The organism is Pseudomonas sp. FSL R10-2189, from assembly GCF_009600325.1.
GTDB classification, from domain to species: Bacteria; Pseudomonadota; Gammaproteobacteria; order Pseudomonadales; family Pseudomonadaceae; genus Aquipseudomonas; species Aquipseudomonas helleri.
On record NZ_WIVZ01000044.1, the window covers coordinates 1 to 25,161 of the forward strand.

Annotated in this window: 24 protein-coding genes and 1 tRNA gene; 5 read left to right on the forward strand and 20 right to left on the reverse strand. The window is 57.6% G+C overall.

What is annotated here, in order from left to right; all coding sequences use genetic code 11:
• The 3 genes from GHO32_RS22895 to GHO32_RS22905 all read right to left on the reverse strand — a co-directional run.
• On the reverse strand, positions 1-624 hold a 624-nt coding region (locus GHO32_RS22895), incomplete at its 3' end, for a DUF4225 domain-containing protein (protein ID WP_178113930.1).
• Complete coding sequence (locus GHO32_RS22900) at positions 621-1,103, reverse strand: Hcp family type VI secretion system effector (protein WP_153335961.1); 483 nt, start codon at positions 1,101-1,103, stop codon at positions 621-623. The genes GHO32_RS22900 and GHO32_RS22895, both read right to left, overlap by 4 nt.
• A gap of 107 nt (positions 1,104-1,210) precedes the next feature.
• Entirely contained in the window at positions 1,211-2,131 is a 921-nt protein-coding gene (locus GHO32_RS22905; RefSeq protein ID WP_123750667.1) for a LysR substrate-binding domain-containing protein, read from the reverse strand.
• 152 nt (positions 2,132-2,283) lie between these two features.
• On the opposite strand from GHO32_RS22905, the gene GHO32_RS22910 reads away from it, so the two are divergent.
• Entirely contained in the window at positions 2,284-3,654 is a 1,371-nt protein-coding gene (locus GHO32_RS22910; protein WP_153335962.1) for a NorM family multidrug efflux MATE transporter, read from the forward strand.
• Between the two features lie 64 nt (positions 3,655-3,718).
• On the opposite strand, the gene GHO32_RS22915 is transcribed toward GHO32_RS22910, so the two are convergent.
• Positions 3,719-5,389 carry a bifunctional diguanylate cyclase/phosphodiesterase gene (locus GHO32_RS22915; protein WP_153335963.1) on the reverse strand — a complete coding sequence of 557 codons (1,671 nt, stop codon included), beginning with the start codon at positions 5,387-5,389 and terminating at the stop codon, positions 3,719-3,721.
• Between the two features lie 261 nt (positions 5,390-5,650).
• On the opposite strand from GHO32_RS22915, the gene rep reads away from it, so the two are divergent.
• Both rep and GHO32_RS22925 read left to right on the forward strand, forming a co-directional pair.
• The gene (gene rep / locus GHO32_RS22920) at positions 5,651-7,660 is read left to right on the forward strand and encodes a DNA helicase Rep (protein ID WP_048372620.1); all 2,010 of its coding nucleotides are present in this window, start codon (positions 5,651-5,653) and stop codon (positions 7,658-7,660) included.
• 56 nt (positions 7,661-7,716) lie between these two features.
• Positions 7,717-8,289 carry a xanthine phosphoribosyltransferase gene (locus tag GHO32_RS22925; RefSeq protein ID WP_123750669.1) on the forward strand — a complete coding sequence of 191 codons (573 nt, stop codon included), beginning with the start codon at positions 7,717-7,719 and terminating at the stop codon, positions 8,287-8,289.
• A gap of 94 nt (positions 8,290-8,383) precedes the next feature.
• Here the strand turns inward: GHO32_RS22925 and GHO32_RS22930 are convergent, their stop codons facing one another.
• The 6 genes from GHO32_RS22930 to dadA form a co-directional block, all read right to left on the reverse strand.
• Positions 8,384-10,306, reverse strand: a complete 1,923-nt coding sequence (locus tag GHO32_RS22930) for an acetyl-CoA hydrolase/transferase C-terminal domain-containing protein (RefSeq protein WP_153335964.1) — start codon at positions 10,304-10,306, stop codon at positions 8,384-8,386.
• Positions 10,307-10,463: 157 nt separating this feature from the next.
• Entirely contained in the window at positions 10,464-10,886 is a 423-nt protein-coding gene (locus GHO32_RS22935; RefSeq protein ID WP_153335973.1) for a cytochrome c5 family protein, read from the reverse strand.
• 180 nt (positions 10,887-11,066) lie between these two features.
• Positions 11,067-11,615, reverse strand: a complete 549-nt coding sequence (locus tag GHO32_RS22940) for a cupin domain-containing protein (RefSeq protein WP_048372525.1) — start codon at positions 11,613-11,615, stop codon at positions 11,067-11,069.
• A 126-nt stretch (positions 11,616-11,741) separates the two neighbouring features.
• On the reverse strand, positions 11,742-12,815 hold the full coding sequence (gene alr, locus GHO32_RS22945) for an alanine racemase (protein WP_153335965.1): 1,074 nt from the start codon (positions 12,813-12,815) through the stop codon (positions 11,742-11,744).
• A gap of 101 nt (positions 12,816-12,916) precedes the next feature.
• A complete protein-coding gene (locus tag GHO32_RS22950) occupies positions 12,917-13,270 on the reverse strand; it encodes a RidA family protein (protein ID WP_123750673.1) in 354 nt (117 codons plus the stop codon).
• Positions 13,242-14,543, reverse strand: a complete 1,302-nt coding sequence (gene dadA, locus GHO32_RS22955) for a D-amino acid dehydrogenase (RefSeq protein ID WP_153327554.1) — start codon at positions 14,541-14,543, stop codon at positions 13,242-13,244. Before dadA ends, GHO32_RS22950 begins: the two co-directional genes overlap by 29 nt.
• A gap of 156 nt (positions 14,544-14,699) precedes the next feature.
• Between dadA and GHO32_RS22960 the strand changes: the two genes are divergently transcribed.
• Positions 14,700-15,188 carry an Lrp/AsnC ligand binding domain-containing protein gene (locus GHO32_RS22960; RefSeq protein ID WP_003437842.1) on the forward strand — a complete coding sequence of 163 codons (489 nt, stop codon included), beginning with the start codon at positions 14,700-14,702 and terminating at the stop codon, positions 15,186-15,188.
• Positions 15,189-15,269: 81 nt separating this feature from the next.
• Here GHO32_RS22960 and GHO32_RS22965 read toward each other — a convergent pair whose 3' ends face one another.
• Positions 15,270-16,211, reverse strand: a complete 942-nt coding sequence (locus GHO32_RS22965) for an alpha/beta hydrolase (RefSeq protein ID WP_123750675.1) — start codon at positions 16,209-16,211, stop codon at positions 15,270-15,272.
• A 108-nt stretch (positions 16,212-16,319) separates the two neighbouring features.
• Between GHO32_RS22965 and GHO32_RS22970 the strand changes: the two genes are divergently transcribed.
• Positions 16,320-16,913 carry a DUF6436 domain-containing protein gene (locus GHO32_RS22970; RefSeq protein WP_123750676.1) on the forward strand — a complete coding sequence of 198 codons (594 nt, stop codon included), beginning with the start codon at positions 16,320-16,322 and terminating at the stop codon, positions 16,911-16,913.
• A 9-nt stretch (positions 16,914-16,922) separates the two neighbouring features.
• Here the strand turns inward: GHO32_RS22970 and GHO32_RS22975 are convergent.
• From GHO32_RS22975 to GHO32_RS23015, 9 genes are all read right to left on the reverse strand, one after another.
• Positions 16,923-16,995: transfer RNA gene (locus GHO32_RS22975), tRNA-Ile, on the reverse strand.
• Positions 16,986-18,359, reverse strand: a complete 1,374-nt coding sequence (locus GHO32_RS22980) for an MFS transporter (RefSeq protein WP_153335966.1) — start codon at positions 18,357-18,359, stop codon at positions 16,986-16,988. The genes GHO32_RS22975 and GHO32_RS22980 overlap by 10 nt, the downstream gene beginning before the upstream one ends.
• A 20-nt stretch (positions 18,360-18,379) precedes the next feature.
• Positions 18,380-19,207: an isopenicillin N synthase family oxygenase gene (locus GHO32_RS22985; RefSeq protein WP_178113931.1), complete on the reverse strand. Its 828-nt coding sequence runs from the start codon at positions 19,205-19,207 to the stop codon at positions 18,380-18,382.
• Between the two features lie 61 nt (positions 19,208-19,268).
• Positions 19,269-20,156, reverse strand: coding sequence for a 2OG-Fe(II) oxygenase family protein (locus GHO32_RS22990; RefSeq protein WP_178113932.1), 888 nt, complete (start codon positions 20,154-20,156; stop codon positions 19,269-19,271).
• Positions 20,157-20,217: 61 nt separating this feature from the next.
• Positions 20,218-21,135, reverse strand: coding sequence for a 2OG-Fe(II) oxygenase family protein (locus GHO32_RS26525; RefSeq protein ID WP_256665421.1), 918 nt, complete (start codon positions 21,133-21,135; stop codon positions 20,218-20,220).
• Positions 21,128-22,570, reverse strand: a complete 1,443-nt coding sequence (locus GHO32_RS23000; RefSeq protein ID WP_178113933.1) for a cytochrome P450 — start codon at positions 22,568-22,570, stop codon at positions 21,128-21,130. Before GHO32_RS23000 ends, GHO32_RS26525 begins: the two co-directional genes overlap by 8 nt.
• Positions 22,563-23,456, reverse strand: coding sequence for an isopenicillin N synthase family oxygenase (locus tag GHO32_RS23005; protein ID WP_178113934.1), 894 nt, complete (start codon positions 23,454-23,456; stop codon positions 22,563-22,565). The genes GHO32_RS23000 and GHO32_RS23005 overlap by 8 nt, the downstream gene beginning before the upstream one ends.
• The gene (locus GHO32_RS23010; RefSeq protein ID WP_178113935.1) at positions 23,437-24,402 is read right to left on the reverse strand and encodes a 2OG-Fe(II) oxygenase family protein; all 966 of its coding nucleotides are present in this window, start codon (positions 24,400-24,402) and stop codon (positions 23,437-23,439) included. The genes GHO32_RS23005 and GHO32_RS23010 overlap by 20 nt, the downstream gene beginning before the upstream one ends.
• Positions 24,403-24,404: 2 nt before the next feature.
• Positions 24,405-25,154, reverse strand: coding sequence for a tRNA-dependent cyclodipeptide synthase (locus tag GHO32_RS23015; RefSeq protein ID WP_153335972.1), 750 nt, complete (start codon positions 25,152-25,154; stop codon positions 24,405-24,407).
• Positions 25,155-25,161: the final 7 nt, after the last annotated feature.

Here is a 25,161-nt window from a genome sequence, read left to right on the forward strand (position 1 = left end):
TTTTGGAAGCGGGATTGTTTCGCTTAGCAAGCTCAGAAAATTAACTGACTGTTGCACTTGCTCCTTGAGACCGCCCTGCGCTTTTCGAGAAAGTCTCATCATGCCGGCACCAGATAGTGTTAAGTCCATATAGCCATACACCATATTTCCTTTATATACACTCCCCATTCTCTGTTGATATAAAAATCTAGTAAGACCTACCGTGCTTGGCAGTTGTGGGCCGTTGTAGATGTTTCCGAATCCTTCATATATGTTGTTTGTTCCATGTGCAATTAAAAACATTCCGAGTGGTGCGCCCAGCCCATAGGAAGCACCTGAAACTGCAACGCCTAATTCAACCTGTGCCACCCCTCCCGCCATAGTGATTCCATTAACTACATAAAATGCCGCCTTGTCTCTAAGCGCCTCATGTTCATCCCAAAACGCCTCTACCCCCTCTGCTGCACTGATAATCCCGTCTTCGATATCCTGAAAAACCTCTTCTGCAAAAGCACTGATTTCACCCAGAAAACCAAGCCGCGCAGCACCATCATTGATATGCATGGCGCTGACTTTGCACCCCAGCGCCATCAGTTCTTCGGCGACTTGGTTGACGTCTTTCAGGGTGCAGTGTTGGTCTTTCACCGTTTGCCCTGCCATGTCATTTCGGTAGTGGTGCTTGCAGCGATATGATCCAGAACAATCTCACCGTAACGAATTGCCACGGTCTCGATGGGGTGCGAGTCTCCACGTGAACTAGCAGGCGGTACGCTGAGGGTTATATGAGTAATGAGGGCATCTCGTAATTCAATGCGAAAGTACTTTTCTTCACCGGCAGTAGAGGACGCTCGGTACAAATGAATCAGGCACTCCACGTATTCGCATTTATCCAGTGCCTTGGCTAGCAGGGGCGATGATTTATCAATGTACTTGGTGATCACCACCGGGGAATGCCTGGCGCCGCTGTTGTTACCCGACAGCAGACCATGGTCTACAGACAACACCATGATTTCATCAACATGGGAGGCTTGGCATTTGTTACCCATGGATTCAGGTGTAGAGCAACCGGCAGAGATGAGCCCACTGTTTATGCCGGAGATGCTCATGTAACTGTTATTAGCCATGAATTAACTGCCTCGTAAAATAGGTGGCGGGCAGTCTATAGCGGGTTGTTTTGACACATGCGTAGGGCGATTCTGAATATTGCGCAGGACCCCGTAAGTTCGTCGACTTACTGCCGTTGCTCCACCGCCGGCAGCTCCATCACCGCCACTTCATGCAGTAAAAAGTCACTCAGGCGGCGCAAGCGCTCGCCGCCGGGCCGGGTTTTGGGCCAGACCAAATAGTAGTTTTCACCGCTGGCCACGGCCGTGGGGAATGGCAGGCTCAAGCGGTTTTGGGCAACGTCCTCGGCCACCATCAGCAAGTCGCCCATGGAAATGCCGTAGCCGCGTGCGGCGGCGATCATGCCCAGTTCCAGGGTGTCGAACACTTGCCCGCCCTTGAGCGAGACCTGGCCGCTGAGGCCCATGCAATCGAGCCAGCGCCGCCAGTCCCGACGGTCTGGCGTAGGGTGCAACAGTTCGGTGCCGGCAAGCCGTTTTGCGTCCCATGGCTGTTCGTCCAGCAGATTGGGGGCGCCCACCGGGATCAGCATTTCGGCAAACAACAACGTGGCCTCCCAGTCCGGCGGAAAGTGGCCGTTGCCCAGCAACACCGCGCAGTCGAAAGGCTCCTGATTGAAGTCCACATGGTCGATGTCCATCCAGGCGCTGGTTAGTTGCACCTCGTTGCCCGCCTGCAAGTGGCGAAAGCGGCTCAGGCGGGCCAGCAGCCAGCGCATGGTCAGGGTCGAAGGCGCCTTCATGCGCAAGATGTCATCTTCGGCGCGCAAGGTAATACACGCGCGTTCCAGCGCCGCGAAACCTTCCCGCACCCCCGGTAGTAACAGGCGCGCAGCTTCGGTGAGTTGCAAGGTACGGCCATTACGTTGAAACAGTCGGCAGGCAAAATGCGCCTCAAGGGTTTTGATATGCCGGCTGACGGCGCTTTGGGTGATCGACAGCTCTTCTCCCGCGCGGGTAAACGAACTGTGCCGGGCTGCTGCCTCAAAAGCACGCAAGGCATAAAGCGGAGGAAGGCTACGAGACATGAGGATTATTCCTATTGCGCGACATATCTAGACTGTAAAAACGCTAAGTAGCATGAGTATTAATCATGCCACTTATCTTTTTTATCCTTTTGCTTAAAACACTCAACACGCCGAGAATCAAGCCTTTCAACGCACACAAAGAAATCTGACCGATGACCAAACAGCATCCAGTACGTATCGAACTCTGGGCCATTTTGCGGCTGGCCGGGCCGCTGATTGCCTCGCAGTTGGCGCACATGCTGATGGTGCTGACCGACACCCTGATGATGGCGCGCCTGAGTCCGGAAGCCTTGGCCGGTGGCAGCCTGGGGGCAGCGACCTATTCGTTCGTGTCGATTTTCTGCATTGGTGTGATTGCGGCGGTCGGTACGCTGGTGTCGATTCGCCAGGGCGCGGGTGACATCGAAGGCGCGACCCGCCTCACGCAAGCCGGCTTGTGGCTGGCCTGGGCGCTGGCGCTGGTCGGTGCGCTGATGTTATGGAACATCAAGCCGCTGTTGCTGCTGTTTGGTCAGACCCCGACCAACGTTGAGGCCGCCGGGCAATTTTTGCTCCTGCTGCCGCTGGCCTTGCCCGGCTACATGACCTTCATGGCCTTGCGCGGCTTTACCAGCGCCATGGGGCGGGCGACGCCGGTGATGGTCATCAGTCTGATCGGCACCGTGGCCAACTTCTTGCTCAATTACGCGCTGATTACCGGGATGTTCGGCCTGCCCAAGCTGGGCCTGATGGGCATTGGTCTGGTCACGGCAATTGTCGCCACCTGCATGGCGCTGGGCCTGGCCTGGCATATCAGCCGTCACCCGGCCTACGACGCGTATCCGATTCGCCAAGGCCTGTCGCGGATCAATCTGACTTACCTGCGCGAACTGTGGCGCCTCGGCCTGCCGATTGGCGGCACCTACGCGGTTGAGGTCGGGCTGTTTGCCTTCGCGGCGCTGTGCATGGGCACCATGGGCAGTACGCAATTGGCGGCTCACCAGATCGCTTTGCAGATCGTCTCGGTGGCATTCATGGTGCCGGCCGGGATGTCTTACGCGATCACCATGCGCATCGGCCAGCACTATGGCGCTGCGGATTTGCTGCGTGCACGTCTGGCGGGCCGGGTTGGCATTGGCTTTGGTGCTGCGGTGATGCTGGGGTTTTCGGCGGTGTTCTGGTTCTGGCCGAACGAGTTGATCGGCCTGTTTCTGGACCACAGCGACCCGGCCTTCCGGCCCGTCTTTGAACTGGCGGTCAGCCTGCTGGCAGTGGCGGCCTGGTTTGAATTGTTTGATGGCACGCAAACCATCGCCATGGGCGCGATCCGTGGGCTCAAGGATGCCAAGACCACCTTCTTGGTTGGCCTGTTTTGCTACTGGGTGATCGGCGCCCCGACCGCCTGGCTGATGGCCTTTACCTTCGGCTGGGGCCCGACAGGTGTGTGGTGGGGCTTGGCAATGGGCCTGGCGTTTGCCTCGGTGGGCCTGACCTTGGCCTTCGAATGGAAGATGCGGCGCATGCTCAAGCGCAGCGCGGCCTGACCGTAGGAGCGAGCTTGCCTCGCGATCTTTTGATCGCTTAAAAGATCGCGAGGCAAGCTCGCTCCTACAGGGCTGCCTTCGACGCCGAGGCGGTGTGGGCCGCCGTCAAAAACGGGATCAGTTCAGGCATCGGCAGCGGTTTGCTGATCAGGAAGCCTTGCACTTGATCGCAGCCAAATTCGCGCAAAAGTGCCAGTTGCGCGCGGGTTTCTACGCCTTCGGCGACCACTTGCAGGTTGAGGTTCTGCGCCAGGTTGAGCATGGCGTGGACCAGTTTGCGGTTTTCTTCGCGGTCTTCCATGCCGCCGACAAAGCTTTTGTCGATCTTTAGCAGGGCAATCGGCAGGCTGTTGAGGTGCACAAACGATGAGAAGCCGGTGCCGAAGTCATCCAGTGAAAAGCGCACGCCCAGCCGTCCCAAGGCGTCCATGGTCTGCTTGACCATGTCGCTGCGACGCATGACGGCAGTTTCGGTCAGTTCGAATTCCAACCAGCGGGCGTCGATTCCGTGCTCGGCGATCAAGCGGCTGAGGGTGATCAGCAGTTTGCTGTCTTGGAATTGGCGAAACGACAAGTTGATGGCCATGTGCAAGGCCGACCAACCGTTTTCACGCAGCACTTGCATGTCGCGCAGCGCGCGCGAAATAACCCAGTAACCCAGCGGTACAATCAGCCCGCTCTGCTCGGCTAATGGCACGAATTCGCTGGGCGCCAGCAGGCCGCGATCGCCATGACGCCAGCGCACCAAGGCTTCGAGCCCGACAATATGGCCGGTGTCCAGGTCCAGGCGCGGCTGGTAGTGCAATTCCAGTTCGTCACGGCGCAAGGCGCGGCGCAACTCGCTTTCGAGATCCGCAAGGCTGCGGGCGTTGCGGTTAATGCGTTCATCGAACACGTGATACGTGCAGCCCTGGGTGCTTTTGGCCTGCTGCATGGCGATGTGCGCGTGCCACATCAACGGGTCGGCACCCGCGTTGGCGCGGGCATGGGCGATGCCCAGGCTGCAGCCGATCAACAGGCTTTCGCCGTCGATCCAGTAAGACTCGGCCATCACTTCGGTAATGCGCTCGGCCATCCAGGCCGCGCGCTCAGGGGCACGGCGGGTGTCGATCAGCAAGGCGAATTCGTCGCTGCCCAGACGGGCCAGTTGATCGCACGCTTCGAGCCGGCTTTTAAGGCGCGCCACCACTTGCAGGATCAGACGGTCGCCGGCCTGATGCCCCAAGGCGTCGTTGGCATGGCGAAAGTTATCGAGGTCCAGATGCCCCAGCGCGAGGCCGTGGCCATCATTTTCAGCCAGCCGCACGGCGAGCAGCGTTTGAAAGCCCTGTCGGTTGGCGATACCAGTCAGGGGGTCTTCTTTGGCCAGTCGGTGCAGCGTCTGTTCGAGGATGCCGCGTTCCTGCACGTGGCGCAGGCTGCGACGCAGCACATCGGTGGTCAACGTTGGGCGGACCCACCAGTCGCTGACACCCTGCGGCGGGGTGTCGGGCTCGGCTTCCAGTAACAAAACTGTGGATAAACGACATCGACCTGCCGCAGGTTGCAGGGCTGGGGTGGTGAGGAGCACCGCGTTTTGCGTGTTTTCGAACAGGAAGCTGACCGACTCCCAGTTCGGGGCACACATCAACTGGGCCGCGTTTCCCATAAGCGCCAGACACTCGCGCAATAACGCTGCCCAAGTCGGCTCTTTGGCCAGTAGCAGCAAACGCAAGGGTTCGACAGGCGTAGACAAGCTAGCTCCCTAGACTCTGCATAAATTCAGGCGATGGGCATTATGACGTGCCATTACGTAATGGCAAATGACACCCGTTATCAAATACACCCAGCAAACGCTTATCGAACGACTGACTTAATCGGTCAGGTATCCTGCGGCAAAGTAGCAAAAGCGGCAAATTTAGATAGAGGGCTACGTCACACTGTCGCAGAGTGGCAGCAATATCTGCTCAGCCTGTTAAAATGCCCGCCCTTTTTGCAAGCGATCTTTAATTTCGTCATGTCCCGACTCAATCCCCGGCAGCAAGAAGCCGTGAGCTACGTCGGCGGCCCTCTTTTGGTGCTCGCCGGTGCAGGCTCCGGCAAAACCAGCGTGATTACCCGAAAAATCGCGCACCTTATTCAGAACTGCGGCATCCGTGCCCAGTACATCGTCGCCATGACCTTTACCAACAAGGCGGCGCGCGAGATGAAGGAGCGCGTGGGCACGCTGCTCAAAAAAGGTGAGGGCCGAGGCCTGACGGTCAGCACGTTCCACAACCTGGGGCTGAACATCATCCGCAAGGAGCACGCGCGGCTGGGGTACAAACCGGGCTTTTCGATCTTTGACGAGGCCGACGTCAAGGCGCTGATGACCGACATCATGCAAAAGGAATACTCGGGTGATGACGGGGTCGACGAAATCAAGAACATGATCGGCTCGTGGAAAAACGACCTGATCCTGCCGCCTCAAGCCTTGGAAAATGCGCGCAACCCCAAGGAACAGACGGCGGCCATCGTCTACACCCACTACCAGCGCACGCTCAAAGCCTACAACGCGGTGGACTTTGACGACCTGATCCTGCTGCCGGTAAAGCTCTTTGAAGAGCATGCCGACATCCTCGAAAAGTGGCAGAACAAAGTGCGCTACCTGCTGGTAGACGAATACCAGGACACCAACGCCAGCCAGTATTTGCTGGTCAAGTACCTGATCGGCAGCCGCAACCAGTTCACTGTGGTAGGCGATGATGACCAGTCGATCTACGCTTGGCGCGGCGCCCGCCCGGAAAACCTGATGCTGCTCAAGGACGATTACCCGTCCCTGAAAGTGGTGATGCTGGAGCAAAACTATCGCTCCACCAGCCGTATTCTGCGCTGCGCCAACGTGCTGATTTCGAACAACCCGCACGCCTTCGAGAAGCAGCTGTGGAGTGAGATGGGCCACGGCGATGAAATTCGCGTGATTCGTTGCCGCAACGAAGACGCCGAAGCCGAGCGCGTGGCGGTCGAGATTTTGACCCTGCACCTGCGCACAGACCGGCCTTACAGCGATTTTGCGATTCTGTATCGCGGCAACTATCAGGCAAAACTGATTGAGCTGAAGTTGCAGCACCACCAGATCCCTTACCGCCTGTCAGGCGGTAACAGCTTCTTCGGGCGTCAGGAGGTGAAAGACCTGATGGCCTACTTCCGGCTGATTGTAAACCCGGACGACGACAACGCCTTCTTGCGGGTGATCAACGTCCCACGGCGTGAGATCGGCTCGACTACGCTGGAAAAACTCGGTAATTACGCCACCGAGCGCAAAATCTCGATGTACGCGGCCACCGATGAAATCGGTCTGGGCGAGCATCTGGACAGCCGGTTCACCGACCGCCTGGCCCGTTTTAAACGGTTCATGGACCGCGTGCGTGAACAATGCGCGGGCGAAGACCCGATTGCCGCGCTGCGCAGCATGATCATGGACATCGACTACGAGAACTGGCTGCGCACCAACAGCTCCAGCGAAAAGGCTGCGGATTACCGCATGTCCAACGTCTGGTTTTTGGTCGAGGCGTTGAAAAACACCCTTGAGAAAGACGAAGACGGCGCCATGACCGTCGAAGAAGCCATCGGCAAGCTGGTGTTGCGCGACATGCTCGAGCGCCAGCAAGAAGAGGAAGACGGCGCCGAAGGCGTGCAGATGATGACGCTGCACGCTTCCAAAGGTCTGGAATTCCCCTACGTGTTCATCATGGGCATGGAAGAAGAGATCCTGCCGCACCGTTCCAGCATCGAAGCCGACACCATCGAGGAAGAACGCCGACTGGCCTACGTGGGTATTACCCGCGCCCGTCAGACGCTGGCGTTTACCTTTGCAGCCAAGCGCAAGCAGTACGGCGAAATCATTGATTGTGCGCCGAGCCGCTTCCTCGATGAGTTGCCGCCGGACGATCTGGCCTGGGAAGGCAATGACGACACCCCCACCGAAGTGAAAGCGGTTCGCGGAAATACGGCATTGGCCGATATACGCGCGATGTTAAAACGCTAAAATCGACTACTTTTTACTCTACCTTCAGCGCATAGGCGCTATTTGAGGACGTTACGTTGGAAGCACTGCACAAGAAAATTCGCGAAGAAGGCATCGTGCTTTCCGATCAGGTTTTGAAGGTTGATGCCTTTTTGAACCACCAGATCGATCCACAGCTGATGAGAGAAATCGGCGATGAGTTCGCGCGTTTGTTCGCTGATGCGGGCATCACCAAGATCGTGACCATCGAAGCCTCGGGCATTGCCCCGGCGGTGATGACCGGCCTGAACCTGGGCGTTCCGGTGATCTTTGCACGCAAGCACCAGTCCCTGACCCTGACTGAAAACCTGCTGACTGCGACGGTGTACTCGTTCACCAAGCAAACTGAAAGCACCGTGGCCATCTCGCCGCGTCACCTGAAAAGCACCGACCGCGTGCTGGTCATCGATGACTTCCTGGCGAACGGCAAAGCGTCCCAGGCGCTGATTTCGATCATCAAGCAAGCCGGCGCCACCGTGGCTGGTCTGGGCATCGTGATCGAGAAGTCGTTCCAGGGCGGCCGTGCCGAGCTGGACTCGCAGGGCTACCGCGTTGAGTCCCTGGCACGGGTTAAATCCCTGGCCGACGGCCAAGTGACGTTTATCGAGTAAAGGCACTGTGGGAGCGGGCTTGCTCGCGATGCTACACACGCGGTGCATCTGATTCATCGCGGCGATGCGATCGCGAGCAAGCCCGCTCCCACGGTTATCTCGCCGTTGCCTGCAACCCCGCCAGCAGCACGCGCTGATACACCTCTTCGCGCAGCCCGTCCGGGTCTGTGAGTTGCATGCGCGCCAGATGGTCGGGGAACGCCTGCGGCGACGGGGCTTCAAGGGTGGCCTTGCCGAGTTGGTAGAGCTGTGTGAGCTTGAATTTGCTTTTGAGCCAGTTCAAGGCGCGCAGTAAGTCTTGCTCCTGGGCGCTGAAATCGCTGCCCAGCGGGTACTCCGGGAATAAGTGCGGATGGCGGGCAGCAATCGCCTGCAAGCGTTCCGGGCTGTTGTCGGCAAAGCGCGGTTGCAGTTGAAAGTCTTTGGGTAGCTTGCCCACCTGCTGTGCCTGGGCGATCAGTTCGGTCTGGAAACGTGAGTCGGTGATGTTGAGCAGCGCCTCGATCACGTGCCGGTCGGTTTTGCCGCGCAAATCAGCAATGCCGTACTCGGTGACCACGATGTCGCGCAAATGGCGCGGGATCGTACAGTGGCCGTATTCCCAGACGATGTTGGAGCTGACATCGCCGCCCGACTCGCGCCAACTGCGCAGGATGATTACCGAGCGTGCATCGTGCAGCGCATGGGCCTGCGCGACAAAGTTGTATTGCCCCCCTACTCCGCTGAGCACACGCCCGTCTTGCAACTGATCCGCCACCCCGGCGCCCAGCAAGGTCGCGGTGAACGCGCTGTTCACAAAGCGCGCATCGCGGCGTTGCAGGCGCTTCAAGGCCTCTTGGCCATACAGCTCGTTGATGTAGCTGATGGCGGTCATGTTGAATTCGGCGCGCTTGCTGTGGGGCAGTTCGTTTAAGCGCTGGTAAAAATCCTGCGGCCCCAGCAGAAAACCGCCGTGCACGCTGATGCCATCGGTGTGCAGGCTTTCGTCGAGGGTGCCGGCGTTGGCTTGGGTCTGGCGTTCGATATCGGGGTACACCTTGCGCCGCACAATACCTGCGTCGACCAGCACCATCATCCCGTGCACAAACATTTCGCTGCAGCCATACAGGCCCTGGGCAAAGGGTTCTATACCGCCCTCGCGCTCAATCAGGCTGCGCCACGGGCTGATGTCCATATCGTTAAGCAAGGCGCGGTAGCCTTCGCTGTCCGCCTGGCGTGCGAGCAGCGAGGCGGTCAGCGCATCACCCATGGAGCCGATGCCGATTTGCAGGGTGCCGCCGTCACGGATCAAGGTGCTGGCATGGTGGCCAATAAAGTGGTCTTGCAGGTTGACCGGCATGCTGGGCGTGGAAAACAGCGTGGTGCGCTCTTCTTCGTCGATCAGCAGGTCGAAAGCGTCTGCATCGAGTTCTGAGTCGCCGGGCATGTAGGGCAGGTCACTGTGGACTTGGCCGAGCAGCAGGATGGTTTCGCCCGCTTCGCGGCGCTTGGCGATCATCGGCAGCAGGTCGAGGGTGATGTCCGGGTTGCAGCTCAGGCTCAGGCGATCCGGGGCCTGCGGGTTGCGGGCCACCAGTTGCGCCACCAGATTCAAGCCGTTGGCGTTGATGTCGCGGGCGGCGTGGCTGTAGTTGCTGCTGACGTAATCCTGTTGCGCCGGCGGGCTGTTGAGCAGACTGCCCGGCTGCATGAAAAACTGCTCGACGTTGATGTTGGGCGGCAGGCTGTCGCGGTGCAGGTCGGCGAGGTAATCCAGCTCGATATAGTCGCCAAACACGCGCTCTACGAACGGTTGCAGAAAGCGTTTTTGCAAGCCGTCACCTAGCGCCGGGCGGCCCAGGCTCAAGGCGGTGTAGATCGTTAGTTGGCGTTCGGGCAGTTGCTTGATTCGCTGATAAAGCGCGTTCACAAAGCGATTGGCTTTGCCCAGGCCCAGGGGCAAGCCCAGGTGGATGTGGGTGGGCAGCCGAGCCAGTGCTTCATCGACTGCGCGCTCGATCGAACAGGATTGCACCATCGGATCCTCCAGGAACTTGCGTGTCTAGCGAATAGACCGAGAGTGACCGGAGTTGGTTGCAAAGAGCAAGGCGCAAACGGTTTCAAACTGTAGGAGCGAGCTTGCCTCGCGATCTTTTAAACCATCAAAACATCGCGAGGTAAGAGACGGCGGGGAGTTACAGGCCGGACATTTTCTGGATCGCGGCTTTAAGCTCGGCGTCGCTGCATTCGCCGCAGGTGCCTTTTGGTGGCATGGCGTTGAGCCCGGTGATTGCCTTGGCCAAGAGGCCATCCAGGCCCCCTTCTTTGTCGGCGCGGGCTTTCCAGGCAGCGGTGTCGCCGATTTTTGGCGCTTCCAGCAAGCCGATGCTGTGGCAGGCGGTGCAGTGCTTGGCAATCACGTCATCGGGGCTCATGCCGCCCCCGCTCGCGGCTGCGGCGGCGCCACCTCCACCTCCACCTGCGGCACATTCCTGGCCCTGAATGCAGACTTTACCCACAGGCTCCAGGCGTTTTGCGATCTCGTCAGCCGACGTTGTGGCCTGGGCGTTGGCAGCCCAAAGGGCCAGTACTGTTGCTGGTACGGCCAGCATTTTCATAATTAGGTTCACGCGTACACCCTCAATGGTGGCTATTCACGCCCACAACCACGGTTTTGCAGGCGGCGAAAGTATACCGATTAGCCAGACGCACTGAAACAACCCTAATTTTAGAAGGGGAATAGGCATGGCCGATGAACGTCGCGGGCGCCGCCAGAGCTGTGCAGGGCGCCGCTTTGCTTAGAAGTTCGCGGGGGTGGCTGCGCTGATTAGTCGCGCCGCTACGTCGAACGGGTTACGGAAACGGTGCGGTTTCGAGCTCTCGAAGTAGTAGCTGTCACCGGCTTCCAGCACGAACGTCTCCAGACCGACGGTTAATTCCAGGCGGCCCTCGACGAGGATCCCGGTTTCTTCGCCTTCGTGGGTCAGCATTTCATCCCCGGTGTCAGCGCCCGGTGGATAAATTTCGTTGAGAAAGGCAATGGCCCGGCTCGGATGCGCCCGGCCGACCAGTTTCATGGTCACTGCACCATCTGAGATGTCGATCAGCTCATTGGCTTTGTAGACAATCTGAGTCGGTTTTTCCTGAAGGATCTCTTCGGAAAAAAACTCCACCATAGACATGGGAATGCCACTCAGCACTTTTCTCAGGGAGCTTATGGACGGGCTCACGCTGTTCTTTTCGATCATCGAAATGGTGCTGTTGGTCACGCCGGCGCGCTTGGCAAGCTCGCGCTGTGACAAACCTTTGATTTTGCGGATGGATTGCAGTCGTTCACCGACGTCCAATGCAGGAGCCTCCAGGGATCAGATTCAGGTCAAGATGGCGCCATCATGGCGATAGTGTTCAGTATTTACAACACTTTGACTTGAAACCTGAGAGCCCGGTCGGCCCTGCATTTTGCATACAACCCATCAGCTCCCGGAATAGAGCCGTGGCACGCGTTTCAGGTTGCAAAAAATTTGGTAGGGAATGGTTTCAGCTTTTTCCGCGAGTTCGCTGGCAAGGATGTTTTTGCCCCACAACTCAACGGTCGAACCCAGACCGGCGTCGGGCACATCCGTGAGGTCGATGCACAGCATGTCCATCGACACGCGGCCGAGCAATTGGCTGCGCTGGCCCGCCACCAGTACCGGCGTGCCGGTGGGTGCATGACGCGGGTAGCCGTCGGCATAACCCATGGCGACGACGCCGATGCGCATCGGTTTCGGGGTGATGAATTTTGCGCCATAGCCCACCGGTTCACCGGCGGGCAGTTCGCGTACGCAAATGACTTTGGACTCCACGGTCATCACCGGTTGCAGGCGTGCGGCCAATGGATGGTCCTGTTCAAAGGGGGTGGCGCCGTAGAGCATCAGGCCGGGGCGCACCCAGTCGCTCGGCACGCTTGGCCAGCCCAGAATGGCAGGCGAATTGCGCAAGCTGACTTCAGCAGACAAGTCGTCACGGGCCGCCAGGAACACCGCCACCTGCTCGACGCTGCGCAGGCTGTCCAGTTCATCGGCGCGGGCGAAGTGGCTCATCAGCACGATTTTTGCGACTTTGCCGCTGGCTTGCAGGCGCTGGTAAGCGTTTTTGTACTCACTAGGGTGCAGGCCGACGCGGTGCATGCCGGTGTCGAGCTTGAGCCATACCTGAATCGGCTTGGCCAGTGTGGCCTGCTCGATAGCATCGAGTTGCCACAGCGAATGCACGACGCACCAAAAATCATGTTCGACGATCAGCGGCAGTTCATCGGCTTCAAAAAAACCTTCGAGCAGCAGAATCGGCGCGCGAATACCGGCGTCGCGCAATTCCAGTGCTTCTTCGATACAGGCCACCGCGAAACCATCGGCGTCGGCTTCCAGGGCTTGGGCGCAACGCACGGCGCCGTGGCCGTAGGCATCGGCCTTGATCACCGCGAGGGCTTTGGCCCCCGTCACTTCACGGGCCAGTTGGTAGTTATGTCGCAGGGCTTGAAGGTCGATCAGGGCACGGGCTGGGCGCATGGCGGCAGGCTTCTAACGGCAGTTGAATAAAAAAGCGGTGCGTACCGCAGCGTTAACCGCGTACCGCACCGCAAGAGGGACTTTGCTTGGCGACGGTGACGTTATGGCAGTGCGGCCACCACCGACAACTCCACCAGAATCTCGGGTTCGCACAGTTTGGCTTCAACGGTGGCGCGGGCCGGTTGCGCGCCTTTTGGCAGCCACTCATCCCACACACTGTTCATGCCTGCGAAGTCGGCATCAATGTCTTTGAGGTAGATGGTCACCGACAGAATGTGATTTTTGTCGGTGCCCGCCAGGTCCAGCAAATGCTCGATGTTTTTCAGGGTTTCGCGGGTCTGCTGCTCAACCCCGGCGTTCATGTCGTCGCCGACTTGGCCGGACAGGTAAACGGTGCCGTTATGAGCCACGATCTGGCTCATGCGGTTATTGGTGAGCTGGCGCTGGATTGCCATGTTTTGCAGTCTCCTGGTGGTTGCCGTAACGAGAAATATCGAGGCCTTCGGCGCTGATTTGTGGGGTCTTTTTGGCCATCACGTCAGCGAGGAAGCGACCAGAGCCGCACGCCATGGTCCAGCCGAGTGTGCCATGACCGGTGTTTAGGAACAGATTTTTGAACGGGGTCGCGCCCACAATCGGTGTGCCGTCCGGGGTAGCTGGACGCAGGCCGGTCCAGAAACTGGCCTTGCTCAAGTCGCCGCCCTGAGGGTAAAGATCGTTGACGCACAGTTCCAGGGTTTCGCGCCGTTGTGGCTTCAGCGACAGGTCAAACCCGGCGATTTCCGCCATGCCGCCGACGCGAATGCGGTTGTCGAAACGGGTGATCGCGATCTTGAAGGTTTCATCCAGAATGGTCGAGGTCGGGGCCATGGCCGGGTTGGTGATCGGGATGGTCAGCGAGTAACCCTTGAGCGGGTAAACCGGCGCCTTGATGCCCAGCGGCTTGAGCATTTGTGGCGAGTAGCTGCCCAGGGCCAGCACGTAGCGGTCAGCGGTTTCGAGCTTGCCGTCGATCATCACGCCATTGATGCGATCGCCTGCGTAGTCCAGGCGCTGAATGTCCTGGCCAAAGCGGAATTCGACACCCAGTTGAATGGCCATTTCAGCCAGGCGGGTGGTAAACATCTGGCAGTCGCCAGTTTGGTCATTCGGCAGGCGCAAGGCGCCGGACAGAATGTTGGTGACGCTGGCCAGCGCCGGTTCAACTCGGGCGATGCCTTCACGGTCGAGCAGCTCAAACGGCACGCCCGACTCTTTGAGTACGGCGATGTCTTTGGCCGCGCCGTCCAGTTGCGCTTGGGTGCGGAACAGTTGCGTGGTACCGAGGTTGCGGGCCTCGTAGGCAATGCCGGTTTCTGCGCGCAGTTCATCGAGGCAGTCACGGCTGTACTCGGACAGACGCACCATGCGCTCTTTGTTCACGGCATAACGGCTGGCGGTGCAGTTGCGCAGCATCTGCGCCATCCACAGGTATTGGTCGATGTCGCCAGTAGCCTTGATCGCCAACGGTGCGTGGCGCTCCATCAGCCACTTGATGGCTTTGAGCGGCACGCCTGGCGCGGCCCACGGTGAGGCATAGCCAGGCGAAACCTGGCCGGCGTTGGCAAAGCTGGTTTCCATTGCCACGGCAGGCTGACGGTCTACCACGACCACGTCGAACCCGGCTCGGGCCAGATAATAGGCGCTGGCTGTGCCAATCACGCCGCCACCCAATACCATAACGCGCATATTTTTATCCCTCATCGCGGCCCGCCGCAGACGTTTATTATTCAAAGCGAAGATGCGCGCAGTATAAGAAGCTTTAGCCAGTGAGTTTCACTGTATAACCAGCTATATTTGGCGACAATTCTCGGCCAAAACGCTTTTGACAAAGGAGAATCTCCTATGCGTACAAATCACCAAACAAAGCGTGAATTAGACAAGATCGACCGCAATATTTTGCGCATTCTGCAGGCCGACGGGCGCATCTCGTTTACCGAGCTGGGCGAGAAAGTCGGGCTGTCGACCACGCCCTGCACCGAGCGCGTACGCAGGCTGGAGCGCGAAGGGATCATCATGGGCTACAACGCCCGGCTCAACCCGCAGCACTTGCAGGGCAGTTTGCTGGTGTTTGTCGAAATCAGCCTCGACTACAAATCTGGCGACACCTTTGAAGAATTCCGACGCGCCGTTCTGAAACTGCCCCACGTGCTGGAGTGCCACCTGGTGTCCGGTGACTTCGACTATTTGGTCAAGGCGCGGATCAGCGAGATGGCCTCGTACCGAAAACTGCTGGGCGACATTTTGCTCAAGCTGCCCCATGTGCGAGAGTCCAAGAGCTACATCGTGATGGAAGAAGTCAAAGAAAGCCTGAACCTGCCGATCCCGGATTGAGGCTGTAGGAGCGAGCGTGCCTCGCGATCTTTTAACGGTCAAAAGATCGCGAGGCAAGCTCGCTCCTACAGGGGTTTTGGGTCAAAAATGCTGATCCAGAAACGCAAAGTACTGCGCCCGAATGTCGGCGGTTTCATTGGCCAAGTGGTGACGGGCCTGGGGAATCAGCAGCACCTGCGGGTGATTGAACTTGGCGTCCAGCACTTTGAGGTTGTGCTCCCAATCAACAGTTTTATCCGCCTGGCCCTGAATCACCAAGGGCTGGCGGGCGCTCGGCGGCAAGGCCTCGACACGAGGGATCCAGCGCGCCATGGCGCCGACCCAGGCGGTGGGCAGACGCACGGGCTGTAGCGGATCAGCCTGCAAAAACGGCATGAAGTCCGGGTCATTGGTGTTCTCGCTGAAGCGCCGCTCAATGCCTTTAACAAAGGGCCTGAGCAGGTAATAGCTGAACTTGGACCACTGCCAGTCTTTGGGTCGCACCAGCGGGGCCAGCAAGATGGCCTGGCCCTGGGCCGGGCTTTGCTCGCCGTGATGCAGCAGATGGTCCAGCACCACGGCACCGCCGGTGCTCTGCCCGATCAAGTGCCAGGGTTGCGGCAGGTTCAGCGACTGGGCTTCGATAAACAAGCCTTGCAGCGCCTCCTGGTACTGATAAAAGTCGCCGATGCTGGCGCGCTCACCACTCGACAGGCCGTGGCCCGGCAAATCGCAGGCAATGACCACAAAACCGTGGTTCAACCCCCACTCGATCACATGCCGATACAGCCCCATGTGATCGTAAAAACCGTGGATCACAAAGAGCGTGGCTTTGGGTGTGGACTCAGGCCACCACACCTGGCTGACCAAATCGTAGCCTGCGGCACTGAAGCGCCCCAACTGGCGACGGACCGGTGCTGCGCGCTGCGCAAAGTCCAGCCCGTAAAAATGCTGGTATGCCAGATCCTCACTCGATAAAGGCTGACCTGCGACCAACGGTTGTAAATGGGGGCGCAAGGACTCGGGGGAAAACGCGACAGACATAGGGGTTCCAAACAGAAAGGCATGAAGGCAGAACAGTCTTTATAGCTGACGATATTCTGCTGTCAGTTTAAGCATGGCAAGCTACGCGCCCTTTCAGGAACATTCAGCATGCCCGTACCGACCCTTAAAACCTGGCTTGCCTGGCTGCTGGTGCTGACCTGCGCCGTGGGTGTGTGGGCCGCTTATCACTGGTTTGAGGGGCGTTACATCCGTGCGTTCAACGACCAGACCGTTTTGTTTGCCGGGGATGTGCTGGCCCTGCCCGCAGACCTCTCGGGCGCGGGGCCGATTCGCGTGGTGCACTTCTGGGACCCGGCCTGCCCGTGCAATGTCGGCAACCAGCAACACCTGAGCGAGCTGCTGGCGACCTACGTGCCGCAGGGCGTTGAATTTTATGCCGTCCAAAAGCCCGGCAGCCAGGGCCAGTTGCCTGCCAGCCTGGGTGCGATCAAGCCCCTGACCACCCTGCCCGGCGCCGAACACTTGAGCGTCAGCCCGGCTGTTGCCATCTGGGACCGCAGCGGCCAACTGGCCTACTTCGGCCCCTACAGCGAAGGCGCCACCTGCAACGCCAGCAACAGCTTCATCGAACCCGTGCTGCAAGCCTTGACCCAAGGCCGTAGCGTCAATGCCACCCACACCCTGGCGGTGGGGTGTTACTGCCCGTGGTCGTCGAAGCAGTCACTGCCCATGCAGCGTTGAAAGCAATGATTGGCCGGGAAGGGCTCGAACCTTCCACCTCACCCTTATCAAGAGTGCGCTCTACCCGCTGAGCTACCGGCCAGTTAACTTATCCACAGGCTGCTGACCTGTGTGCCCACTCCAATACCGCTGCCCTGCCCACAGCATCAAGCTGGCAACGAAACAACAAAGGGCGAGGCTGGTAAATACCCCCTGAATGTCCAGCATTTCGCCCGTGCTGCGTCCAGCGAGAATGACACCGAAGCCTGCCGCCAAGGTGATGATGGTTTTGGTCAGGCCGCTGGCCACACCCGCTACGTGCTCACCCACAACAGCTTGCGTCGCGATTAAGGTCAGCGCATTGGCGACCCCTAGAAATCCTCCACACAAGGTGACCAGCAGCAGATAGAGCCATTCGCTTTGTGCAAACGCAGCGCCCAGCAGTAACGCCGCGCTGGCGCACAAGCAGGTAGCCATCGCTCTCACTGCGTCAGATGACGGGATGCGGCCAGCAATGGGCCCACCGCAGGCCAGAAGCACCGCCGAGCCAAGGAATGCGATACCTGCTTGCAAGGGGCTCAACCCCCACACGCTTTGCAACGACAACGGCACCACAAACAGATGCACCACCGTTGAGGTATTCACCACGGCCCCGTCTAACGTCAGCATCCAGTACGGTGCATTGCGAAACAGACAGGTCGCGATCAGAGGGGTGACGGCGTGTTTTTCGCGCCAGGCGAACAGACTGAAACTGAGCACCAGTGCGCTGACGATCAAGACCGTTTGCGGGCTTGCCCATGCGCGAGTGCCCAGTTCATCCAGCAAGAAGCCGAAGGCGACCAGCCCTACACTGACCAACAGCAACCCCAGCCCATCCACGGCTGCGCGCTCGCCTGGCAGGTGTTGCTCGGCTATTGGCCAGCAACACCCGAGTGCGAACAGCACCACGGGCACATTGATCCAGAAAATAAACCGCCAACTGAGCCATTGGCTCATTGCAGCCCCTATAAAAGGGCCAATCACCGTGGCGATGGCCCCAAGCCCTAACGCCAAACCCATTGCCCGACCGCGACGTGCACTGGGGTACACATGGCTCAACAGTGCGAGGCCCGAGGGCATGATGCAGGCGGCGCCGATGCCCTGAAGCATACGCGCAGCAATTAGCCCGTTCAGTGTCGGCGTAACGGCACACAGTAATGACGCCAAGCCGAACAGCGACAGCCCTGTGCGCAACATACGGCGATGGCCAATACCATCACTCAAGCGGCCGGCAGCCAGCATCAACGTACCGACGCAGAGTAAATAACCACTCACCACCCACTTAACGTGTGCAACCGACGCCGCAAAATCATGGGCGATGGGCAGCAGCGCCAAATTCAATGCAAACGCATCCAGCTGAATACAAAAAATCCCCGATGAAAAGGCCAGTAATGCCAGACGTTGGGACCGTTCAGAAGTAGATTTCATGGCCACCTGCGGTTTGGCGTTCAATAAAGGCCCACTGAATGGGGTTGGTACGTCTGGTCAAGAATAGAAGTGAGGAACTGCTCAAAGTCGGCCACTAACTCGAGGCCGTGCTCTGGCTTATAGGTGTAAAGGCCTTCGCACATCTGTTTGTCGAGGCTGCTGTCGAGAAACAACGCGTATGAAAAACGGTCCTCTTTGGCATGTTCAGGTCGCTGCTGCACGACCCTGTGCGCGACTGCTGCGACGGGCCTGGCCGTGTGTCGGGTCAGGATTTCCATCGCGCATCCGAAGTTGACGATAAAACACCCGGGCCGGGGGTCAATCGGGCACCAGATACCCTCGCGCAAAACCTCAAGCCCAGGCTCCAGTGAGCGCAAAACCGTGACCCAGCCGGAGTCTTTGTGAACGTTCAAGCCACGCGCTTTCACGTGGGGGCGAAAATGATTGAACGTTAACGTATGGGTACCCGCCTGGGTCATGCAGTGCCCTGTGGCTTTGAGCCAAAGGGCGCGTGGAATATCCAGATGCTTCAGTACGGCCAGCATCACCTCGATGGCCAAGGCTTTAAGATGTTGCGCCAAACTGCACAGTGCTTGGGGAAACAGCTGTTGCCAATGTGTGCTGCGTAAAAAGAATTGTTCTGTCTGATCTGCATCTCTGCAGAAATACCCTTGAAGAGGGCCGAGTTCGGTTTCGGTTTGGGTTTTAAATCCGCGATAAGCGCAGTCGCGTTGCTCGTTTGGAGGCGGGGGCAAATAAAAGTGGCGGGCGAATCGATCTCCCGCCCCAAGGTCAATTGGCGCGGTGGGCTCAACGAAGAAAAAACCGTCGAGCAGCGCCTGTTGCATGCCATTGGCCTGATCAAATTGCAGACCATGGTTGGTCAGCGTGGCTTGTTGCCACGGGCGATTACACGCGGGAATGGAAGGCATAGCCCATTCCTTGCGCTTTTTGCACTGAAAAGGCTCTGAATGACTGATACCTGTCCAAGGCGCCCGATGGGTTGTATTGATAGAGGTCCATATCAAAGTCAGGCCCCATGTACACCGTAAATGACGACCGATCCGGCGCCTGCGCTGAGGGCCGGGTTTCGATAACGCGGTGCAAAACGGCCCGGCCAGGCAAGGGCAAATGGGCTGTCAGGATTTGATAGGCGTCGCCCAAGTTGACGATAAAACAGCGTGGCTCCAGTGCAACGGCTTGCCACACGCCTTTGTGGAGGATTTCGAATCCTGGCTGATCGGCTGCGATCAAGGTGATAAAACCGCTGTCAGTGTGTTCGACGATCCCCAGCGTGCCTCTGACACAGGCACGGTAGTGGTTGAGGGTCGTGTAACACAGGCTTGTCTCGTCCAGCGTTGCTCCGGTGATGGTTGCCCAGTGCTCCTTGCGCACCTTTGAGGCCTCAAACAAATGACGCAAGACCTGTACCGTCAGGATTTTCATGGCCTCCAGTAACTGGGTTACAGGCAATGCAAAATACTCGTGCCACAGATGGCTCTCGATTTGCAGTTGTTCGACCTGATTGGGGCGATCTTCGTAGCCTAACTTTGAGCGTGGGTGGGCATGCTCACGATGGCCGCGCATTCGATCCAGAGTGTCTAGCCGGGGTTGATAAAAATTACGGCACAACTCAAAGCCCGGGTTCAGGTCTACACCCTGCGGGATTTCCAGCAAAAATGCGCCAAGGCTCAGTGCCTGTTCAAGCGTGCTCTTGCTGAAGGCCAAGCCGTGGTGGGTCAAACGTGCTCGGGGCAACGCTATCGCACGGGGTTGATCGGCTGCGGATAAGCTCATGCTACCTCCACTGAAGCGTCCATCTTTGGATATCAGGGCCTGTGGATAACCTTGCCCGTTGTTACAACGTGTGTGTCCTGTCGTAGGTACGTGCGACTTCCTGCTCGGCAAAGTCCGCCACGCTTTGCAGCACCACAGCCCGGCCACGACGGTATTGGTAGATAGTGCCGTCGAGCGCCGAGTCGAGAAAAAGCGCATATGAGGTTCTTTCGCGTCCTGGCTCACGGGGTTCGAGTTGCGCAACGCCGTGAATATTGGCCCTGACGGGTGTTTCAAGCCTTTCGGTCAGTACCTCGAAGGAACTGCCGAAATTGATGATGAAGTAGCCTGGTTCCGGGTTAATCGCCCGTATCTGCCCGTTAATCCACGCATATAAGCCGGGCTCGGTAGAGCGAAGTACCGTCACCCACCCCGAATCGCGGTGAAATTTGCAGCCGCGAGCCTTTTTTGACGACCGAAAATGGTTGAATGCCAGCATCTGATGCCCGCCGTTTTCGCTAAGACCTGACGAAATGCAAGGCCAATCGCTGACCGGGAGCTTGAGGTGGGTCAAGGTGCTGCGCAGCACACTGATGCCGATGGCTGCCATTTGAGTACCCAGTATCGCCACCGAATGGGGTAACAAGTGCCAATTGGCGCGCTCGATGTAGAAGTTTTCCCATTGATCGTGGGGGCGGTCGAAATAGCCCTGATAGAGCCCGGGCACGTCCATGTCGAGAAAGCCGTTTTGGGGCAGGTAAAACTGCTGTGCAAATTGATCAGCGGCCTTACACACCAAGCCTTGAGGCATTTTCAGCAAAAAGAAACCTTGCTCAAGCCCACGGGCAAACCCATTGGGCGAATCGAAGACCAATTTCGTGCCCACAAGTCGTGCCCGCTCCAGAGCACAGGGCGGGTACATGGCCTGTGCGTGGGCCTGATGCAACGGTGAAGGCAATGTCAGGCTGTCCCGGTAGGTAGCAGTGTGGCGATTAACCATCGCTCTGATCTCCACAGTGTTTGGGACGCAGGGTCAATACGCCTGGCTGTGCGGGCTTGGGCATCGCGCAATGGCGTCGCAGACTGAGGTCGATACCTTCGCTGCTGACCTCATAGCGGCCATAAAGCTCACGTAGCAACAATCCCTGGATGTTGACTGAGAACAGACGGCCTGGGCATTTGCGTGGGTTGCGCCGGGTGTTGAGCATGCTGAACGAGTTGATGTCATAGCGATTGCGCGCCAGCAGTGAGGTGCAGAGCGTGTGGGCTGTGTCGTCCTTTTTTTGCAGTGCCAGAATATGGGTGACATCGAAAGCTTCAGGCTGGGTAAAAATGTGAGGATCTCTATTGGCCTGCCAGCGGTCCAGCCACAACTGGGTGTCCTCGGGGACTAGCACGCGCTGACCTGCATGTTCGATTTCGCACGGCTTAAGCGTCCGACGCCAAAGCGCTGTTGGGTTGGAGCCTCCTAGACGCAGCGCTTCCATGACCGCCAGATCAATAACGTTTGGTGCTTGAGTGCAACTGTCTGAGGCCGCTAACAGGACCTCACGTTTAACCTGGGCAGAGGTCTCGATGTACGCCAGCGACCACAACAGGCTAAGCGCCGTAGTGTCATAGGTTGCAATGATGATTGTGCCGATCTCCAGAGCCCGCTCCGTACTCAGGTTTTCAATGTTTTTTCGGGTAAAAGGCAGCGCCCAAAGGGCGAAATGGCCAAGGATCAGATTGGTCAGGGGCGCTTTTTCAATGGCGTCGAAGTTGGTGAGCAGCAGGTCTTTGATGAACGGTTTCAAGGCTTCATGCTGCTCTAGCGCGAGCCTGTCGTCATGACTGATGACCTTGGAGGCCTGTTCGAAGAATCCGCTGACCACGTCCCTGAACTGATCGTCTTGCAGGTACTGGTCCAGGCTTTTTATCGTGCAGTCCAGGATGCCTGGTAGATAGCTATCAACTTGACTGACCCACAATAAGGTCAATTTCTCCATGCACATCGGAGTGCGCGGGCATTGGTACAAAAAGACGGCTGCCAAACGACGAATATCGTCTTTTATGCTGTCGATAAAACGCTGACTCCCGAGCACATGCTCCACTGCCCGACGTTTTTGCGAGCGCAATGGGTCACTGATGTGCAGTGAGCCCAAAAAGCCACCGAACAACTCATGATTGGCATCGGTTGAGGGCGCAAGGTCTTCATCATTGAATAGCGCGCGATTGTCCATCTGATAAAGCGCCAGTTGTTCGCCCATCCAGAAACTGCAAAGGCCGCCTGACTGTTCAGCGCAGTGACGAATTCCGCTGACCTTAAAGTACTCAGTGGCGGGCAAGCCTTGCACAGACGTTGCAATGTGGAACTCGTCGCCATGCCCGCGCACGGGGCAAGGTCCTGGATGATGCGCAATGAGTCCGGCAAAAGGCGGGCATTGTTTATTCATTGGGCGTGCCCTGAGTCTGTTCAGAGAGGATGCCGAATGAGGCATGCCGGTCTTGCCAGGTGCGCTCGTTGAATCGACGAAGGAATGCTTCAGCACTCATCAGCCGTCGCAACTCGCCTAAAGGCTGCACTTCGTAGAGGTCAGCGCTGGCGGGAGGATTGATGAACGTGGCAAACGAGAAGCGGTCTTCTTGTCCCGGCAGCGCCGGGCACTCGCGCACGCGATGCTTAATGGCTCGAGCCGAAAGCGGCAGTTGCGCACTGAGTAATTCAAGGCACGCGCCGAAGTTGACAATAAAATACCCAGGTTCCGGCTCAATAGGCTGCCACTCCCCGTCGATGAATGCCTCAAGGCCTGATTGGCGGGTGTACAGCAGTGTCACAAAACCGGTGTCCTGATGTTCTGCACAGCCCGGCAAATGGCGTTCGGGACGGTAATGGCTCGCGGCAAACCAATGGGTGCCCAGGCCTGTCACTGCGCCACCACTGGCGGTTGCCCATAGCGCCTGAGCCACTCCAAGTTCGCGCAAGGCTGACTGAAGAATCACCTGGCCAAGCGCGTCCATTGCGAGCACCATTTTCACCACGGCACCTGGCAGGCGTGTGGCCCAGCGCGTTTTATCGACTAACAGATGTTCAGTCTGAAAATGTTCGCGATCGAAATAAATATCGGTCTGAGGACGGAAGCCGCGATAGCGGGTGGAAGATGTGGCGGGTAAATAAAACTCGCGGCACAGTTTTATGCCTGGTTCAAGATTTAACGTCTCCGGGATTTGCAGTAAAAATAAACCTTGCTCTATGGCCGCGCGTAAGGTGAATGGCGTTTTAAATAGTAAAGTGTTTTGATAAATAATGGCATGCTGCATATTAGTCTTGTGTGTTTTCATTTTGCGCGCCTCCTGCATTGACAGTGCCTTGGTAAATCTCCTGGTCATTATTGTTAATTAATTCTCGAGCATCACAGATGCGTTCCAGGCCCCGTGTTGGGTAATAAGAAAAGATGCCGTGGTCATGGGGTATAAAGTTACTGGAACTGAAGTGCCCAAAACTAATGCGGTCTTGGGCTTGGTGCGTTACTCGATGCAAGATAGCAGCCACTGGCGAATCGCAATGAGCCGTTAACCACTCCATTGACAGCCCGAAGTTGATCACGAATGTATCAGGCGCACATTTAACTGACTCCCAACGATCAAGGCGGTTTACCTCAAGTCCAGGTTGAGTGGTGCGCAGAATTGTCAAAAAACCATCATCTTTGTGCGAGCTCAACCCCGCCTCTGGTAACTGCGCGCGGTAATGGTTGAAGGTCAGGTGATAAGCCCCAGCGCCTTGTGAGCAACAGCCAGTGGCTTGAGGCCAGAGGTGTTTCGGTATGCCGGCGTAGTCCAGTGCGGCGCCCAGGATCAGCCGGGATACTTCGGTCATTTTCTCGGCTATCCGGGTAATTTCAGTTGGGTAATAGCGACTCCAAAACCGGCGTTCCAGCAAAAACTGCTCAATCTGGTCGACGCGCTGATGGAACCCCAGCAGTTCATCGTCAAACTGGTTGGCCCTAATGTTTTTGAAATGCCCATACGGGCTGGCATCTCCCCGGTAAAACTCGCTAGCGAATTGATCGGCGGCCGTGATGTCCAGTTCTGCCGGGATAGTCAGTAAGAAAACGCCGTCGGCAAACGCTTGCCGCCGATCCTGATCATTGGCAAACCCCAACCGGCCGCCTTCAATCCAGGCACAGACCAATTGAGCGGTTGTGCCCACGGGGCGCGTATCGACACGTTTGTGGTAAAGCTCGCTATAGAGCTGGCCCGCTGAGGTTGGCCTGGTTGAGTGGCGCATGTTCATCGTCCTTTGAGGCACAAAGAAACGATGGTCAGCGCCTTGAGTTCATCAGGAGCCTGGGGGTGTAGACCCTGAGCTATCTCCGATAAGGTGCTGAACGAGCCGGGGTAGATCATCACGCTGTGCCCCTGCTGCTGCAGGCAGGCAAAAATGGCAAATTCTTCAAGAAAGTACGCGGTCGAAAAACCGACCTTGCGTGCCCATTCCGCAGGGGTTGAGGCTTCAAGCCTTTTACGCAAGTAGTGCTCAGCGAAACATTTGACGGACTGACTGAACGCGGCGTCGGCTCGATAGAGGTGCGTGAGTTGAGCATGCAAGTGCTGATAACTTGCCAGGGCCTGAACCCCTTGGCAGGTGATAAAGCGAAATTGTGTGAGCGCGCGAAAATGCTCAAATACGGGCTGGCTTTCACCGACAAAACGCTTACCCAATTGCAGGGCTGTGGTCAGCGCTATAGAGGGATGCATGTCATGTACAGACTGGAGGGTCAGGCGGTGAATGCTGTCTCCCACCAGCACAGTGCACTGGGTAAAACGCCGCGAAATCCATTGCACAATGCTCGCCAGTTTTTCGGGCTGGAAATGACTGTTTTCGAGGCTGATGCCTAAAAAACAATGCTCGGATAACTCAAAATTATGTCGATGCTCCCCCGGTGATACTGATGCTATTTTTGCTTTGTATTTCAAATTAATAGAAGTGCTGCTCGGAACACTACAGACGCCGGAAATATTATTTAAATCGTGCGACATACTGACT